Origin of the sequence: Maribacter arenosus (assembly GCF_014610845.1) — a bacterium.
GTDB lineage: Bacteria > Bacteroidota > Bacteroidia > Flavobacteriales > Flavobacteriaceae > Maribacter_A > Maribacter_A arenosus.
On the sequence record NZ_JABTCG010000003.1, the window covers coordinates 231,984 to 248,936 of the forward strand.

Consider the following 16,953-nt stretch of genomic DNA (forward strand, 5'->3'; position numbering starts at 1 on the left):
CTCTAAATTGCTATACTCCAATTTTAGGGTATGTTTTAACATATTTCAAGACCATCGCTGATAATCAATTGAAAAATTCATTCTTATGAGAGTATACATTTTCGCCGCATTTGTGGTAAGCCTAAGCCTTAATTTGACTCTTGGTCAAGATCGGGTTACAGGAGCTACATATGCAACACGCTCCGAAGTCCTGGCACAAAATGGAATGGTGGCTACGAGCCACCCTTTGGCAACCCAAATAGGTCTAGATATTTTGAAAAGTGGAGGGAATGCCATTGATGCTGCAATAGCCGCTAATGCAGCCTTGGGATTAATGGAACCAACGGGCAGTGGTATCGGGGGTGATCTATTCGCCATAGTTTGGGACGCCAAGACCAAGAAATTGTACGGACTTAATGCCAGTGGTAGATCACCTAAAACACTTACCCTGGAATTTTTCAAAAAAAAGGGAATGGAAAAAATACCTTCCCACGGTCCACTTCCTGTTAGTGTGCCTGGGGCAGTCGATGGATGGTTTGAATTACATAGGAAGTTTGGTTCAAAACAAATGAATGAAATATTGGCGCCGGCTATTTCCTATGCCGAAAATGGCTTTCCATTAACAGAACTGATTGCATGGTATATGCAAAGTGTTACAAGTTACCAGAAAAGGGGGTTTGCCAATATCAGTGAGACTTATTTAGACCAGAATGGCGGTAAATTGCCCGGTGAAGGGGAACTATATAAAAATCCGTATTTGGCAAATACCTATCGTAAAATAGCCAAAGGGGGTCGTGATGCCTTTTATACAGGAGAGGTCGCCAAGACCATGGCTACATTCATCCAAGAGAAAGGTGGGTTTTTATCTGAAAAAGATTTGGCAGACCATAAATCGGAATGGGTAGAACCCGTATCCATCAATTATCGGGGTTATGATGTTTGGGAGCTTCCTCCAAACGGACAAGGAATAGCTGCCCTTCAGATGCTTCAAATTTTGGAAGGTTTTGATTTTTCAAAAATTGATTTTGGTAGTACAGAGCACTTGCACCTGTTTACCGAAGCCAAAAAATTAGCTTTTGAGGATAGGGCCAAGTACTATGCCGATATGGATTTTGTAAACGTTCCGGTCACAGAATTGTTGGGAGATGACTATGCCTCAGAACGTAGAAAACGTATCACAGAAAATGCCTCATCCTATGACGCGGGTGAGATCAGTGCAGGTGAAACAGTTTATTTGACTGTGGCCGACAAGGACGGAAATATGATTTCATTGATACAGAGCAATTACCGCGGAATGGGCTCTGGAATGGTTCCGCCAAAATTGGGATTTATGCTGCAAGATCGTGGCGAACTCTTTAGTTTAAAAAGTGGTCAGGCCAATACATATGAACCTGGCAAGCGACCTTTTCATACAATTATTCCTGCTTTTATAACCAAGGATGGTCAACCTTTTGTGAGTTTTGGGGTCATGGGTGGTGATTTTCAACCACAAGGACATACCCAAATTGTAATGAATTTAGTGGATTTTGGAATGAACCTGCAAGAGGCTGGGGATGCCCCTCGCTGGGACCACGTTGGTACCTCAACCCCGACAGGTTTTCCCAAAGAGGGTACAGGGGAAATTAGACTGGAATCGGGAATTCCATATGAAACCGTCCGTGGACTTATGGATAAGAATCATAAGGTAAGCTTTGGTCGTGGTATTTATGGGGGTTATCAAGCCATACTTTGGGATAGGGAAAACAAAGTTTATCACGGTGCTTCTGAAAGCAGAAAAGATGGTCAGGCAGCTGGTTATTAAATAATAGCACTTTTATATGAAGCATTTAGAGCTTATTTCGATTTGCATAGTTTTAGTAATACATGCTACTGTCAAATCTCAAAGTATTGATACGTTACACTATGAATCGGAAAATCTCAGAATAGAAAGATTGACAGAGAGTACCTATGTACATATTTCATATCTAGAAACCGATACATGGGGAAAAGTGCCCTGTAATGGTCTGATCGTTGTCGATAATGGCGAAGCTATTGTAATTGACACCCCTACGAACGATAAGGCTTCGGACGAATTAATCGATTGGATCGAAAACAAGGAAGGTATTAAGGTGAAAGCGGTTATGGCCACCCATTTTCATGAGGATTGTTTGGGAGGCTTGGCCGAATTCCATAACGCCAGCATTCCATCGTATGCTTTGGATAAAACCATTGATCTTGCAAAAGTAAAAGCTGTTACTGTTCCCCAAAGTGGTTTTGATGGATATTTGGAACTGATGGTGGGCGATAAAAAAGTAATGAATGAATTTCTGGGGGAAGGGCATACCAAGGATAACATAATAAGTTACTTACCTAGTGAAAAAGTATTGTTCGGTGGTTGTTTGATAAAGGCTAATATGGCCAAAAAAGGAAACTTGAATGATGCCAATGAAGATGAATGGTCCAATTCCGTGGTAAGATTGAAGGATACATACCGAGATGTAAAGATTGTGGTTCCTGGTCATGGCAAAGTAGGGGGTATAGAGCTGTTGGATTATACCATTGCCTTATTCAAAGAATAACCGATACTATGCGTAACCCCAGAATAAAGATTTTAAAAGAAAAAAAATTGGCGGGGAAATACCTAAAAATGTCATTGGTCAATAATAGGACCGCTGAGCTATGGCGAAGCGTCTTACCCATGATCGATCAGATTGAAAATACGATAAATAAAGATAAAATAGCCTTGCAGATATACCCTGACATTTATTTCAATAACTATGATCCAAAACTTGAATTCGTGAAATGGGCCGCTGTTGAGGTGACCGATTTCAAGGATATCCCTACTAAATTGGATACCTTTGTCTTAGAAGGCGGTTTGTATGCCATTTTTGACTACAAAGGGTCTAGTGCCGATAGTCGAATCTTTGAATATATTTATTCGTCTTGGTTACCGAAGTCGGACTATAAATTGGATAAGCGACCTCATTTTGAGGTATTGGGCGAAAAATACAAGAACAATGATCCAGATTCCCAAGAGGAAATATGGATTCCGATACAACCAAAATAAGACAAACCAATAATTACTCGTATGAAATCGAAATTTAGAATTGCAATACCATTGAAAATTTTTATGATATGGTTTCTGGCTTATCAGAACCTTCAATCACAAGGTTTTGAAGGGTACTACCAATTTCCAGATGTGCATGGCAATACCGTCGTCTTTTCAGCAGAGGGCGATATTTATACGGTTCCCTTGACCGGAGGCTTGGCTCGTAAGTTGACTACCCATGCAGAGGAGGAACAATATCCCGCCATATCACCGGATGGAAAGACTATTGCATTTTCGGCAAGTTATGAAGGTCCAACAGAGATATATACCATGCCAATAACAGGGGGACTCCCAGTTCGCTGGACCTATGAGAGTGATTTGTCAATAACCAATGGGTGGACTTCCGATGGTAAGGTTATTTATGACACGAGGGCCTATGCCACATTGCCCGACCGTCAATTGGTTACTATAGATTTAAAGTCCAAAACCAAGGAACGAATTCCTCTGAGTCAAGCCAGTGAAGCATCATTCGATGCCTCTGGTAATACGGTTTACTTTGTTAGGCCGTCTTATCATGGAAATGTGACCAAACGATATAAAGGAGGCACAGCCCGACAAATTTGGAAATTCACCTTTGGAACTGATGAAGCCATTCAGATTACCAAGGGGTATACCGGGGAAAGCCATCATCCGATGTGGTATAACGGTAGGGTCTATTTCATTACCGATCGCGACGGTATCATGAATATCTGGTCTATCGATGAAAATGGGAATGATTTAAAACAACATACGGATCATATCGGTTTCGATGTGCGCTATGCCAATCTCAACAATGGAAGCATCGTATATCAGTTAGGGGCTGATATTTGGCACTTGAACGTTAGTGACGATTCGAAAAAAAAAATAGAAATACGACTTGCATCTGATTTAGACCAGTTACGGGAAAAATGGGTTGATAATCCGTCGGAATATATTACCTCCGTGAATCCTGATGCCAAAGGTGAACGGATAGTTATTACTGCTAGGGGTAGGGCTTTTGTAGTGCCGGTAAAGTCAGGGCGATGGGTAGAGTTCACCGATAAGAAGGATGTGCGACTTAGAGATGCCATTTTTTCCTCTGATGGTAAAAACATATACGCACTGTCTGATGAAAGTGGTGAATTCGAGTTTATACGTATGCCTAGCAATGGCATTGGCACCCAAAAACCGATCACCAATAACGGCAACGTTTTGAGGTATGCTGGTAAACCATCCCCTGATGATAAATGGTTGGCCTTTGATGATTTAAAAGGCCATTTGTACGTCTTTGAAATAGCAACCGGTACGAGTAAAAAAATATCGACGAACGAGGAAGGAATCTACTCCTTTTCATGGTCGCCTGACAGTAAATGGTTAGCTTTTACACAGGTGGCCGATAATACCATGTCACAAATCCATTTATATGATCTGGCTTCAGCTACCTCATTCCCTATAACCACCGATAGGGCAAATAGCAATTATCCGGTTTGGAGTCCGGATGGCAAGTTCATTTATTTTCTCTCAGATAGAAGTTTTACAACACTTGTAGGTAGTCCATGGGGGCCGAGACAACCTGAACCATACTTTGATGCCAGTGAGAAACTATATCATATTGCGTTAAAAAAAGGGACTAGATCCCCATTTAAACCCGATGATGAGTTAGCTCCAAGCAGCGATAAAGAAGATGAAAAGGAAAATGGTGAAAATAAGGTCATTGTACATGTTGATAAAGATGGAATAATTGGGAGAATCCAGGAAGTACCGTTAAAACCGGGAAACTATCGTGGATTGGCAATTACAAAAAAGGCTATCTATGTCATGACCCGAGAAACTGGCGTAGATGCCAAGACTCATTTAGGAGTATTGAAGATAAGCAATGAGGAAGAAAAGTTGAAAACAATGGTCGAGGATGTTAAGAGTTTTGACCTTTCCGGGGATGGTAAAAAAATGCTGGTTCGAAAGAAAAACGACTTTTATATGGTCGATGCCGGAACGGACAAGGTTGGTGATTTGAGCGATATGAAGATAAACCTTGGCGGGTGGAAGTTTGCAATTACACCCCAAGAAGATTGGAGGCAGATTTTTACGGATGCTTGGCGAATGGAACGTGATTATTTTTATGATAAGAACATGCATGGGGTTAATTGGAAGGCCATGCACGATAAGTATTTCCCTTTAACGGATCGCATTACTACAAGAAGCGAGTTGTCCGATTTAATCGGTCGGTTTGTTGGTGAGCTGGCCGCACTGCATACCAGTGTACGAGGGGGTGACCTCAGGGAAGACGACAAGAACATTCCCGTAGCGGACTTAGGGGCAAGGCTCGTGAGGGATGAATCCCTGGGTGGCTTTCGCATTGATTATATCTATAAAGCTGATCCTGATTATCCCGATGAAAAATCACCACTTGATGATCCTTTTTTAGATATTAAGGAAGGAGACATTATTACAAGTGTTAATGGTAAACCATGCTTATCTGTCTTGGATATTGGTGAATTGATTCGTAATCAAGAAGATAGACAAGTGAGGTTGCAGATAAAACGGGGAACTTCATTAAAGAATATCATTGTTAAACCTTTAGGGAGTACTTACAGTTTGAGATATCGTGATTGGGAATATTCCCGTCGTACGACAGTGGAGGAAGCAACCGAAAACAAAGTAGGTTATGTGCACCTGCAAGCCATGGGGAGTAAGGATTTGAATCAATGGTATAGGGAATTCTATCCTGTATTTGACAGACCGGGGCTCATTATAGATGTAAGGCATAATAGAGGGGGTAATATTGAAAGTTTTATTCTCGAAAAATTATTGCGTAAAGCTTGGATGTATTGGAAATCAAGATCAGGCAAACCCTATTGGAACATGCAATATGCTTTTAGAGGGCACATTGTTATTCTTGTTGATGGTAATACGGCCTCGGATGGGGAAGCATTTGCCGACGGATTTAAAAAACTAAATTTGGGTACGGCCATTGGCACACGCACTTGGGGCGGTGAAATATGGTTAAGTGGTGCAAATAGGTTGAGTGATGGGGGTATTGCTCGCGCTCCTATGATGGGTGTATATGGCCCGGACGGTGACTGGTTGATCGAGGGGCATGGTTTTGAACCCGATATCGTAGTGGATAATTTGCCACATGCTACTTTCAAAGGTAAAGACGCCCAATTGGAAGCCGCAATCGTACATTTGCAGAAATTGATTGCCCAAGATCCTAGGGAAGTGCCACAACCTCCCGCATATCCCGACAAATCATTTAATAATTAATAGTAAATAATAAGTAATGGATGTAAATATAGCAGTACTAATAGATGGCGACAATATACCCTCGGCCTATATAAAGGAAATGATGGAGGAAATAGCCAAATACGGCAATCCGACCATAAAGCGGATTTATGGCGATTGGACCAATCCACGTTTGGGTAAATGGAAGAACGTGTTGTTGGAGAATGCCATTACCCCAATCCAACAATATGGATATACGTCGGGAAAGAATGCCACAGATTCGGCCATGATAATCGATGCGATGGATATTCTATATTCTGGAAAGGTCAATGGCTTCTGTATCGTAAGCAGTGATAGTGATTTTACACGCTTGGCGACGCGACTTCGTGAAGCGGGAATGCAAGTAATAGGTATGGGCGAAAAGAAAACCCCCAATCCATTTATTGTGGCCTGCGACCGATTCATATATATTGAGATTTTAAAGGCTCAAACAGAGGAAATTCTTGGAACCAGTCCAAATAAAGATACATCCAAAAGTAATATTGATAAGGTCACCCCTAAGGATATCCGACTTATTTCTTCAACCATTGAGGATGTTGCCGATGACGACGGATGGGCCTTTTTGGGAGATGTAGGCAGCCTGCTCCAAAAAAGACATCCAAATTTTGATTCTCGTAATTATGGCTTTCAAAAATTAACGCCTTTAATCGGATCCATTTCCAATTTTGAAGTGGAGCGCAGGGAAGATTCCCGTGGGCGTAAGAAATTAATTTATGTTAAGGTGAAAGAACAAAAGTCTGCAAAACCTCAAAGAAAATAGGCATATGGTTTAATAAAATCATTAATAAGATAAGCAACCAATTATTCTATTTTCTAAATTTACAAGGTTGTAGAAAGTGTATAACATCAAACGATAAAAAATGAATCCAATATTCAAAAAAGCACAGCTTTTAATCGCCTTATTTTTCCTATTGTCCATTTCAATTTCATGGTCGAACACCGATACTGAAGGGCATAAAATCGATATCCCTTGGCCAAGTGAGGCGTTGTTGGGTGCCTATGAGTATACCGTTGAAAATGCGCCTTACGAATATAGTAAGGGGGTAATTATTATTGCCAAACTAAGTGAGACTTATACGGTAAAGGTTAAGTTGCCCAATGGTGAATTGGCAGGTGAGGACGTTCAGGTGGTCGACAATTCCATAAAATTCAATGTTTTTATTGAAGGTCAAACCGTTGCTGTTGATTTGACAGTGGATGGTGATATAATATCAGGAAAAAGTACGTCTTACGATGGTACTTTTAACATTCAAGGTAAAAGACAAGTGTTATAGGATTAGAATTAATTTGTCTTGAAGCGCATAATCCGGGGTGTCTTAGGGCTGCCACGGATTTTTTTATTCCAAAAAGGATAAATAAACACCCATTTTAATATTTCCTATTTTTGGGACTATTCACATTAAATCATACTATTTTAAAAACATGCACCCTATGAAAAAACTATTTGTGATAATCGTACTACTTCTTATGGGCTGTGGTCAAAAAAAGGAAAAAGTTGATTTAATCGTATTCAATTCAAATACGTATACGGTAGATGCGGCTTTCTCTAAAATCGAGGCCTTTGCGGTCGATGGGGGAAAGTTCTTGGCTATTGGGACTACCGATGAAATTTTGGGTAAATATACCGCTGATCAAACCCTAAATGCCGAAGGGAACACCATTACCCCTGGTCTTATCGATGCCCATTGCCATTTTTACGGGTTGGGTATGAACCAACAAGTAGTTGATTTGGTGGACACTAAAAGCTATGATGAAATTCTGATCAAAGTAAAGGAGTTCCAGGAAAACAACCCAAAGGATTTTATTCTTGGTAGGGGATGGGATCAAAACGATTGGGAGGTAAAGGAGTTTCCAACCAAGACAACACTGGACGCCTTATTTCCGGATACTCCCGTTGCCCTGAGACGTATCGATGGACATGCACTCTTGGTCAATCAAAAGGCGTTGGACCTGGCCGGTATCCAAAGGGATACCAAGATCGATGGTGGTGAAATTGTTAAGAAGGACGGAAAGTTAACCGGTGTTTTGATCGATAACCCCATGGATATGGTCTATGCGGTAATTCCTCCCGTGGGTAGGGCGGCCCAAATCGAAGCATTGAAAGATGCTGAAAAAATCTGTTTGGAAAATGGGCTCACTACCGTTAATGATGCGGGTTTGAGCCGAACGACCATTGAACTGATCGATAGTCTTCACCAAACCGGCGATTTATCCATTCGTGTGTATGCCATGGTCAGTGCCATCAAGGATGATTTGGATTATTATTTGGAGCGTGAACCTTATAAGACCGAACGCTTGAATGTGCGTTCCATAAAAGTCTATGGTGATGGGGCTTTGGGCTCGCGGGGTGCCGCCATGCGAGAACCGTATTCGGATAAACCTGGCCATTATGGGGCCATGGTTACTCCAGTGTCCGATATTGAGGCCTTGGCAGAACGTATTGCAGGGACCCAATTTCAAATGAACACCCATGCCATTGGCGATTCTGCAAATGTTGTGATTTTAAGGGCCTATCAAAAAGCTTTGGAGGGTAAGAAAAATAGACGCTGGAAAGTGGAACACGCCCAAATCATCTCACCGGAGGATTTTGATTATTTCAAAGATGGGATAATTCCTTCGGTTCAACCTACCCACGCTACTAGTGATATGTATTGGGCCGGGGACAGAATTGGGGAAGAACGCGAAAAAGGGGCCTATGCCTTTAAAACCCTATTGGAGAAAGCAGGAACTATAGCTCTGGGAACTGACTTTCCTGTAGAGAAGGTGAGTCCGTTTTTAACCTTTTATGCCGCTGTGGCGAGAAAGGATTTGGATGGTTATCCTGAAGGGGGCTATCAAACCAATAATGCATTGACAAGGGAAGAGACCTTGAAAGGCATGACTATTTGGGCCGCTTATTCGAATTTTGAGGAAGATGAAAAAGGCAGCATAGAAGTGGGGAAATTTGCCGATTTTACGATGTATGGCGATGACCTAATGGAAGTCCCTATCGAAAAAGTTCCGAAAATCGAGGTAGAACAGACCTATATAGCTGGGAAACGAGTCTATTGAACACAAAAAAACCGAAGCGAACCGCTTCGGTTTTTTTGTGGGTTATTATAATTAAATATAGCCCTTACATTATAATGGGAAGTGAAACCCTCACCGTGCCCCAACCCATTACCAAATTTGCACCGCCATCGACCTCTTCAAAGGCCATGGAGAACGCATCTAAGGACTCACTGTCTGCAGTAGTCGTGGCCTTGGCCCTTGCAACATCCGCTTTCTGGTCATAGGAATAAGCTCCCCATTGATTCAGATTACTATTTAGGATAACGGTCCATTCGCCTTCACCGGGAATCGTGAATAAGGAGTATGTGCCTGCTTTTACATCGGTGCCGCCAACATTGACATCTTTATAGAAAGTGATTTCAGGAGCTTCATTGGCACCTGTTCTCCAAACCTCACCGGCCGGAGCCAGTTCCGAAACAGAACGACCTTTTAACTGGGGGCGACTATACGTAACCCGTACGGCTTTATCTGCAACTTTATAGCTTGAAGGAAAGGCAGTAATATCCATTGGGCTTTTGTCCAATCCGCTGAACTTTTGGGCAGAAACGTAAGTGGTCCCTAATAAAGCGAGCATTAAAAAGGAAAGCGTAACTAATTTTTTCATAATAGTGTTTGTTTTTTTTCCTGAATTTATTTCAGGGTTAGTGTTTTCAAATCTAATTAGTAATCCATTTATTGGAATATAAAAAGTCGTTAAAAATATCCCAACTTACAAAATGGCTTGAAATTTCCAATATTTTTTTAATAAAATTACAATATGTAGTTAAAATGATAAGTTTGATTATAAAATATAATTAATATATGATTTTATGTTTTTTATATGATATTTTAAATTCATATTTGCCTCTAAATTGATATAAATATATTGATATGTGTGGAATTGTTTGTGCCTTTGATGTAAAGGAAAGTACGGAGGTTTTAAGACCCCAATTGTTGGAGATGTCCAAGAAAGTGAGACATAGGGGACCTGACTGGAGCGGTATTTATGCGGATGAGAAAGCTATTTTGGCCCATGAAAGACTGGCCATTGTTGATCCAGCCTCAGGGAAACAACCCTTGTTTAGCGAAGATGGTAAATTGGTCTTGGCTGCCAATGGTGAAATTTATAATCATAGGGAATTGCGTAAGCAATTTGCGGGTAAATATAAGTTTAACACCGAATCGGATTGTGAAGTGATTCTTGCTTTGTACAAGGAAAAAGGAGTTGATTTCATTGATGAGATGAACGGAATCTTTGGATTTGCCATTTATGATTCTGAAAAAGACGAGTATTTTGTTGCCCGTGACCATATGGGTATAATTCCCTTATATATGGGTTGGGACAAAAACGGCACTTTTTATGTGGCCTCTGAGCTTAAGGCATTGGAAGGCACATGTACTAAAATCGAGTTATTCCCTCCCGGGCACTATTTGCATAGTCGCGATGGGGAAGTAAAAAAATGGTATACACGGGATTGGATGGAATATGATGCCGTGAAGGAAAATGAGACCAGCATTCAAGAAATAAAAGAGGCCTTGGAGGCCGCAGTTCATAGGCAATTAATGTCCGATGTGCCTTATGGGGTTTTGCTTTCTGGTGGTTTGGATTCATCCGTGACCTCCGCAATTGCGAAAAAGTATGCGCAGAAACGTATCGAATCCGATGATGTCAGTGATGCTTGGTGGCCACAGTTGCATTCCTTCTCCGTAGGTTTGGAAGGTTCACCCGATTTGGCGGCGGCCCAAAAGGTGGCAGCCCATATAGGAACGGTACACCATGAAATAAAATTTACCATTCAAGAAGGTCTTGATGCCATCAAGGATGTGGTATATAATTTAGAAACCTATGACATTACAACGATTAGGGCTTCGACCCCTATGTATTTGATGGCCAGGGTAATCAAATCCATGGGTATAAAAATGGTCTTATCAGGTGAAGGGGCCGATGAATTATTCGGTGGGTATCTGTATTTCCACAAAGCCCCAAATGATAAGGAATTTCATGAAGAGACCGTTCGGAAGCTTGGCAAATTACATATGTACGATTGTCTAAGGGCGAACAAATCCTTGGCCGCATGGGGTATAGAAGGGCGTGTGCCATTTTTGGATAAGGAGTTTATGGATGTGGCCATGCGCATCAACCCAAAAGACAAGATGATCAATGGGGAACGTATGGAGAAATGGGTAGTTCGTAAAGCTTTCGAGGATATGTTGCCAAAAAGCGTTGCTTGGCGTCAAAAAGAACAGTTTTCTGATGGTGTCGGCTACAGTTGGATCGATACTTTAAAGGAAATTGTGAAGACAGAAGTTTCCGATGAGCAATTGGCGAATGCAAAGTTCCGTTTTCCATTGCAAACACCTACTACAAAGGAAGAGTTCTATTATCGCTCGATCTTTGAACAGCATTTTCCATCGGATGCCGCCGCAATGTGCGTGCCACAGGAGCCTTCGGTAGCTTGCAGTACAAAAATTGCATTGGAATGGGACGAGGCGTTCAAAAACATGAACGATCCCTCAGGAAGGGCAGTGGCCAATGTACATGACGATGCGTATAAAAATTAAATGTGTTTCATATAAACCATTAATCTGCGTAACCGCTGCGTAAAAGCAGGTTTGTTTTAGATCGGATAAGAATAAAAAGAAGTGTCATTGATTTGGGGCTTCTTTTTTGTTTGTTTTCTTAGGATTTAAAAAGATGGGTTTTTCAATAGTATTTCTTTCTAAAAAACCAAATAACTTCCGTCATATTTTCCACAATATTTGTTGATAACTTCATGGTATAAAACAGCCCAAAAACCCATATTGCATGGGGTATTGGTTATATTTGTAAGATTGTGAAAATTATAATGAATACAACGAATTAATTTATGAGCGAAGAACCAAAAAAAGAACAATATTCAGCCGATAGTATTCAGGCCCTGGAAGGAATGGAACATGTACGTATGCGTCCTTCAATGTATATCGGGGATATTGGTGTTCGAGGATTGCATCACTTGGTGTATGAGGTGGTTGACAACTCCATTGATGAAGCAATGGGGGGTCATTGTGATACCATTTCAGTGATTATAAACGAAGACAATTCCATAACAACTAGGGATAATGGCCGGGGAATTCCGGTTGATTTACATAAAAAAGAAGGCGTTTCCGCATTGGAAGTGGTTATGACCAAAATTGGTGCAGGCGGTAAGTTCGACAAAGATTCCTATAAAGTATCCGGTGGTTTGCATGGAGTAGGGGTTTCGGTTGTAAATGCCCTTTCCGATCGCTTAAAGGCCACGGTATTCCGGAATGGTAAAATTTGGGAGCAGGAATATGAAAGAGGAAAGTCCCTTTATCCTGTTAAAAGTGTTGGCGAAACAAGCTTAAGAGGCACGGAGATTACTTTTCACCCAGATGTTGCCATATTCACCCAGACCATTGAGTATAGTTATGAAACCTTGGCAAATAGAATGCGTGAGCTATCCTTTTTGAATAAAGGGGTTACCATAACCATTACGGATAAAAGACAGAAAGACGAAAAAGGCGAATATGTATCAGAGTCCTTCTACTCGGATGAGGGATTAAAGGAATTTGTTAGGTTTTTAGATGGCAATAGGGAGGCCTTGATTCAGAATGTTATCTCCATGGAAGGGGAAAAGAACGATATTCCTGTTGAGGTTGCTATGGTATATAATACGTCCTACACAGAGAATCTCCATTCGTATGTAAACAATATCAACACCCATGAAGGTGGGACACATTTATCTGGATTTAGAAGGGGATTGACTAGTACCTTGAAAAAATATGCGGATGCTTCAGGAATGTTGGATAAGTTAAAGTTTGAAGTTCAGGGCGATGATTTTAGGGAAGGGTTGACGGCTATAATCTCTGTGAAGGTTGCCGAACCACAATTTGAAGGGCAAACGAAAACAAAGCTTGGGAATAGGGAAGTTTCTGCAGCAGTTAGTCAAGCTGTTTCCGAAATGCTGACCAATTATTTGGAAGAACATCCCGATGATGCCAAAATTATCGTTCAAAAAGTTGTACTTGCAGCCACAGCCCGTCATGCTGCAACCAAGGCACGGGAAATGGTGCAGCGTAAAACGGTGATGAGTATAGGTGGATTACCGGGAAAATTATCCGATTGTTCTGATCAGGATCCTGCGAATTGTGAAGTGTTCCTGGTTGAGGGTGATTCGGCGGGTGGCACGGCCAAACAAGGCCGCGACAGGAATTTTCAAGCGATTCTTCCACTTCGTGGTAAAATCCTTAATGTAGAAAAGGCCATGCCGCATCGTGTGTTTGAAAATGAGGAAATCAAGAACATATACACAGCATTGGGCGTAACGATTGGAACCGAGGATGACAGTAAGGCGTTGAATCTCGAGAAATTGCGTTACCATAAAGTAGTTATCATGTGTGATGCCGATGTAGATGGGAGTCATATTGAAACACTTATTTTGACCTTCTTTTTCCGCTACATGCGCGAGTTGATAGAAGGAGGGCACGTATATATCGCTACCCCACCTTTATATCTTGTGAAAAAAGGAAACAAAAAGCGTTATGCTTGGTCTGATAAGGAGCGGGATGAGATTGCCGATAGTTTTAACGGTAGTGTAAGCATTCAGCGCTATAAAGGTCTTGGTGAAATGAACGCCGAACAATTGTGGGACACTACCATGAACCCTGAGTTTCGCACACTAAGACAGATAAATATCGAAAATGCCACCGAATCCGATAGGGTCTTCTCTATGTTGATGGGTGACGAGGTGCCTCCGAGAAGGGAGTTTATTGAGAAAAATGCCGTTTATGCGAACATTGATGCATAGAAAGTAGTACTTACACAACAAAAATCCTGACGTTTGCGTCAGGATTTTTAGTTTTAGGGAAAATTCAGACAAATGAAACGAATAGTATCCCTATTGGCAGTGGCCTGCAGTTTTCAGGCTATGGCCCAATCAAATATCAACGAAGTATTTGCGGCAGGTCTTGACGATGCCGAAAAATTCACGACCGATTATCTTGCCCCGGCATCCGAAGGATTCATGTACAGTCTCTCAAGTGGATGGTACAACACAGCAGATGCCAAACCCTTGGGTGGCTTTGAGATATCAATAATCGGAAACATGGCCGGTTTTAAGAATAAAGAGGATAAAAAGGCCTTTGAAATGAATACGGCCGATTATGAAAATCTACAATTTGTAGATGGTAGTACCTCAAAATTGGTTTCAAGTTCCTTAGGCGATATTGAAGGTGTCAGGGTTTTTGTTGAGGATGAGAATGGACTTCTAAGAGAGGAATTCGACTTACCATCAGGTTTGGCCTCGGAGAACGTAAATTTTGTGCCTTCTGGCTTTATCCAGGCTAGTGTGGGCCTTATCAAGGGGACTGAGTTGAAAGCAAGATTCTTACCTAAGATAAACACTGATGACTTTAAATTAGGCATGTATGGGTTAGGAATACAACATGAATTTACCAAACATTTGCCTGCGGATAAAGTATTGCCCATCGCTATTTCCGCTGTCATAGGATTTACCCATCTAGACGGATCTTACGATTTTACCAGTTCGAATATAGTGGCTGGGCAAGACCAAAAACTAGAGGTTGATGTAAATACTTGGGTTTTTCAGGCCGTAGTTTCTACCAAGCTTCCTGTCATTAATTTTTATGGTGGTCTAGGATATTTGACCGGGTCATCAACAACAGACGTTCTAGGGACTTACACCGTACAGTCCGGCCCGTTTCAAGAATCGTATGTGGATCCCTTTTCCATCAAGAAAAATGCAAGCGGGGTTACCGCGAATATTGGGACTAAATTGAAATTAGGATTCTTTAGATTGCATGCCGATTATGCTTTGGCCGAATTTAACACCCTCTCCGTTGGCGTTAATTTTGGTTTTAGGTAGGCCATAAAGTGAGATTATAATAATAAAAGAGCCCTGACGAAATAGTCAGGGCTCTTTGGTTTGTAATTATGATTTTGATATTATTCCCTAATAGCGAGAATATTTCCTTTTGCATCGATTAGCGTTGCCCTTTCCGGTGTATCATGCATAGTTACCTTATCATCGGGTTTATTTTCCATTCCAGGATAGCAAATGGTATACACTCCGTCGTCATCCTTCCATTTAAAATCGGTTTTGGCCACCACAACCCCATTTTCCTTAATGTGGTATCTGCCAAGGTAGGCGTCATTGAAAATCCATTCGAACCGAGTGGACACTTTTCCGGAGTCACTTGTAGTCAGGGTAGACATACTTGACCATATTCCGATTACGGGATTATTGTTTTCAGGTATTCTTGAACAGTTGCTTGCCAGTATGATTCCGACAATTGCAATGAATGAAAATAGCTTTTTCATTAGTAGGTAATTACAGATTCGGGGTTAATGATTATAGAACGAAATCCCCATATTTTGTATTGCTAAAATTCGATGAATGACATGATTTAGGGCTTATCTTCGTTGAAAGGTCATTTCCTTTAACATAAATAGGACATAGGTGATGCCCTTCCCGAAAATGAGAAAAATATAAACTGATATTTGTCATATTTTTTTGCTGACGATTCAGTACTTTTGTACCCTTAAAATTCACAACATAAAAACAAAATCATATGAAAGTTACGGTAGTAGGTGCAGGTGCTGTTGGCGCGAGTTGTGCCGAGTATATTGCAATAAAGAATTTCGCATCTGAGGTAGTCGTCTTGGATATAAAGGAAGGCTATGCAGAAGGCAAGGCAATGGACTTAATGCAAACAGCTTCTTTAAACGGATTTGACACAAAAATTACTGGAACCACCAACGATTATTCTAAAACCGCAGGAAGCGATATCGCTGTCATTACCTCTGGTATTCCAAGAAAACCTGGAATGACCCGGGAAGAATTGATCGGGATCAATGCGGGAATAGTCAAAACAGTGGCAATGAGCCTTATTAAGCATTCGCCTAAGGTAATTTTAATCGTAGTGAGCAACCCTATGGATACAATGACCTATTTGGCGCATAAAGTTACCGGACTACCAAAGAATAAGATTATAGGAATGGGTGGTGCCTTGGATAGCGCCCGTTTTAAATATCGTTTGGCTGAGGCCTTGGATGCTCCCATTTCTGATATAGATGGAATGGTAATCGGTGGGCATAGTGATACCGGAATGGTACCATTGGCATCGCATGCGACCCGTAATAGTATCAAGGTTACGGAATTTATCGGCAAGGACCGTTTAGAACAAGTAGTTGAAGACACAAAGGTTGGTGGCGCCACATTGACAAAATTATTAGGGACCAGTGCTTGGTATGCCCCAGGTGCTGCAGTTTCTTCTTTGGTCCAAGCTATCGCATGCGATCAGAAAAAAATGTTCCCTTGTTCTACCCTTTTGAACGGGGAATACGGTTTAAAGGATATCTGTATCGGTGTCCCCGTCATATTAGGAAAGAACGGTATAGAGAAAATCGTAGATATTCCTTTATCCGATGAAGAAAAAACCAAAATGCAGGAAAGCGCCAAGGGTGTTGCCAATACCAACGCGCTTTTAGAGGTATAGTACAAAGCTAAACTTTTAAATTCATGAGGCATCCTGACCAAAAAGTGAGGATGCCTCCGTTTTTTACAATAACTTATAAATATATTGCCAATTCTTAG

At 41.2% G+C, this 16,953-nt stretch carries 13 protein-coding genes; 11 read left to right on the plus strand and 2 right to left on the minus strand.

Going from position 1 to position 16,953, the window contains the following annotated elements; translation table 11 throughout:
• Positions 1–85 precede the first annotated feature (85 nt).
• The 7 genes from ggt to HPE63_RS09145 all read left to right on the plus strand — a co-directional run bounded on the left by ggt (position 86) and on the right by HPE63_RS09145 (position 9,358).
• Positions 86–1,780, plus strand: coding sequence for a gamma-glutamyltransferase (gene ggt / locus HPE63_RS09115; RefSeq protein ID WP_188313963.1), 1,695 nt, complete (start codon positions 86–88; stop codon positions 1,778–1,780).
• Positions 1,781–1,796: 16 nt separating this feature from the next.
• Positions 1,797–2,537 (plus strand): subclass B1 metallo-beta-lactamase, encoded by a 741-nt coding sequence (gene bla, locus HPE63_RS09120; protein ID WP_188313964.1) that lies wholly within the window; start codon positions 1,797–1,799, stop codon positions 2,535–2,537.
• Positions 2,538–2,545: 8 nt separating this feature from the next.
• A complete protein-coding gene (locus tag HPE63_RS09125; RefSeq protein WP_188313965.1) occupies positions 2,546–3,025 on the plus strand; it encodes a GyrI-like domain-containing protein in 480 nt (159 codons plus the stop codon).
• A gap of 21 nt (positions 3,026–3,046) precedes the next feature.
• Complete coding sequence (locus HPE63_RS09130; RefSeq protein ID WP_188313966.1) at positions 3,047–6,289, plus strand: S41 family peptidase; 3,243 nt, start codon at positions 3,047–3,049, stop codon at positions 6,287–6,289.
• Between the two features lie 16 nt (positions 6,290–6,305).
• On the plus strand, positions 6,306–7,067 hold the full coding sequence (locus HPE63_RS09135; RefSeq protein ID WP_188313967.1) for an NYN domain-containing protein: 762 nt from the start codon (positions 6,306–6,308) through the stop codon (positions 7,065–7,067).
• A 100-nt stretch (positions 7,068–7,167) separates the two neighbouring features.
• Positions 7,168–7,581 (plus strand): hypothetical protein, encoded by a 414-nt coding sequence (locus HPE63_RS09140; protein WP_188313968.1) that lies wholly within the window; start codon positions 7,168–7,170, stop codon positions 7,579–7,581.
• Positions 7,582–7,738: 157 nt separating this feature from the next.
• Positions 7,739–9,358 carry an amidohydrolase gene (locus HPE63_RS09145; RefSeq protein ID WP_188313969.1) on the plus strand — a complete coding sequence of 540 codons (1,620 nt, stop codon included), beginning with the start codon at positions 7,739–7,741 and terminating at the stop codon, positions 9,356–9,358.
• A 64-nt stretch (positions 9,359–9,422) separates the two neighbouring features.
• Here HPE63_RS09145 and HPE63_RS09150 read toward each other — a convergent pair whose 3' ends face one another.
• Positions 9,423–9,962 (minus strand): DUF2911 domain-containing protein, encoded by a 540-nt coding sequence (locus tag HPE63_RS09150; protein WP_188313970.1) that lies wholly within the window; start codon positions 9,960–9,962, stop codon positions 9,423–9,425.
• A 266-nt stretch (positions 9,963–10,228) separates the two neighbouring features.
• Between HPE63_RS09150 and asnB the strand changes: the two genes are divergently transcribed.
• The 3 genes from asnB (at position 10,229) to HPE63_RS09165 (ending at position 15,222) form a co-directional block, all read left to right on the plus strand.
• Positions 10,229–11,899 carry an asparagine synthase B gene (asnB, locus tag HPE63_RS09155; RefSeq protein ID WP_188313971.1) on the plus strand — a complete coding sequence of 557 codons (1,671 nt, stop codon included), beginning with the start codon at positions 10,229–10,231 and terminating at the stop codon, positions 11,897–11,899.
• Positions 11,900–12,204: 305 nt separating this feature from the next.
• Positions 12,205–14,145, plus strand: a complete 1,941-nt coding sequence (gyrB, locus tag HPE63_RS09160) for a DNA topoisomerase (ATP-hydrolyzing) subunit B (RefSeq protein ID WP_188313972.1) — start codon at positions 12,205–12,207, stop codon at positions 14,143–14,145.
• Between the two features lie 72 nt (positions 14,146–14,217).
• Entirely contained in the window at positions 14,218–15,222 is a 1,005-nt protein-coding gene (locus tag HPE63_RS09165) for a DUF6588 family protein (protein WP_188313973.1), read from the plus strand.
• An 80-nt stretch (positions 15,223–15,302) separates the two neighbouring features.
• On the opposite strand, the gene HPE63_RS09170 is transcribed toward HPE63_RS09165, so the two are convergent.
• Positions 15,303–15,677, minus strand: a complete 375-nt coding sequence (locus tag HPE63_RS09170; RefSeq protein WP_188313974.1) for a hypothetical protein — start codon at positions 15,675–15,677, stop codon at positions 15,303–15,305.
• Between the two features lie 251 nt (positions 15,678–15,928).
• Here HPE63_RS09170 and mdh point away from each other — a divergent pair, with 251 nt between their 5' ends.
• Positions 15,929–16,855, plus strand: coding sequence for a malate dehydrogenase (gene mdh, locus HPE63_RS09175; protein ID WP_188313975.1), 927 nt, complete (start codon positions 15,929–15,931; stop codon positions 16,853–16,855).
• Positions 16,856–16,953: the final 98 nt, after the last annotated feature.

Bases quoted from the DNA above. Each gene is read 5' to 3' on its own strand.
- ggt (WP_188313963.1), top strand. From the start codon at position 86: ATGAGAGTATACATTTTCGCCGCATTTGTGGTAAGCCTAAGCCTTAAT.
- bla (WP_188313964.1), top strand. From the start codon at position 1,797: ATGAAGCATTTAGAGCTTATTTCGATTTGCATAGTTTTAGTAATACAT.
- HPE63_RS09125 (WP_188313965.1), top strand. From the start codon at position 2,546: ATGCGTAACCCCAGAATAAAGATTTTAAAAGAAAAAAAATTGGCGGGG.
- HPE63_RS09130 (WP_188313966.1), top strand. From the start codon at position 3,047: ATGAAATCGAAATTTAGAATTGCAATACCATTGAAAATTTTTATGATA.
- HPE63_RS09135 (WP_188313967.1), top strand. From the start codon at position 6,306: ATGGATGTAAATATAGCAGTACTAATAGATGGCGACAATATACCCTCG.
- HPE63_RS09140 (WP_188313968.1), top strand. From the start codon at position 7,168: ATGAATCCAATATTCAAAAAAGCACAGCTTTTAATCGCCTTATTTTTC.
- HPE63_RS09145 (WP_188313969.1), top strand. From the start codon at position 7,739: ATGAAAAAACTATTTGTGATAATCGTACTACTTCTTATGGGCTGTGGT.
- HPE63_RS09150 (WP_188313970.1), bottom strand. From the start codon at position 9,962: ATGAAAAAATTAGTTACGCTTTCCTTTTTAATGCTCGCTTTATTAGGG.
- asnB (WP_188313971.1), top strand. From the start codon at position 10,229: ATGTGTGGAATTGTTTGTGCCTTTGATGTAAAGGAAAGTACGGAGGTT.
- gyrB (WP_188313972.1), top strand. From the start codon at position 12,205: ATGAGCGAAGAACCAAAAAAAGAACAATATTCAGCCGATAGTATTCAG.
- HPE63_RS09165 (WP_188313973.1), top strand. From the start codon at position 14,218: ATGAAACGAATAGTATCCCTATTGGCAGTGGCCTGCAGTTTTCAGGCT.
- HPE63_RS09170 (WP_188313974.1), bottom strand. From the start codon at position 15,677: ATGAAAAAGCTATTTTCATTCATTGCAATTGTCGGAATCATACTGGCA.
- mdh (WP_188313975.1), top strand. From the start codon at position 15,929: ATGAAAGTTACGGTAGTAGGTGCAGGTGCTGTTGGCGCGAGTTGTGCC.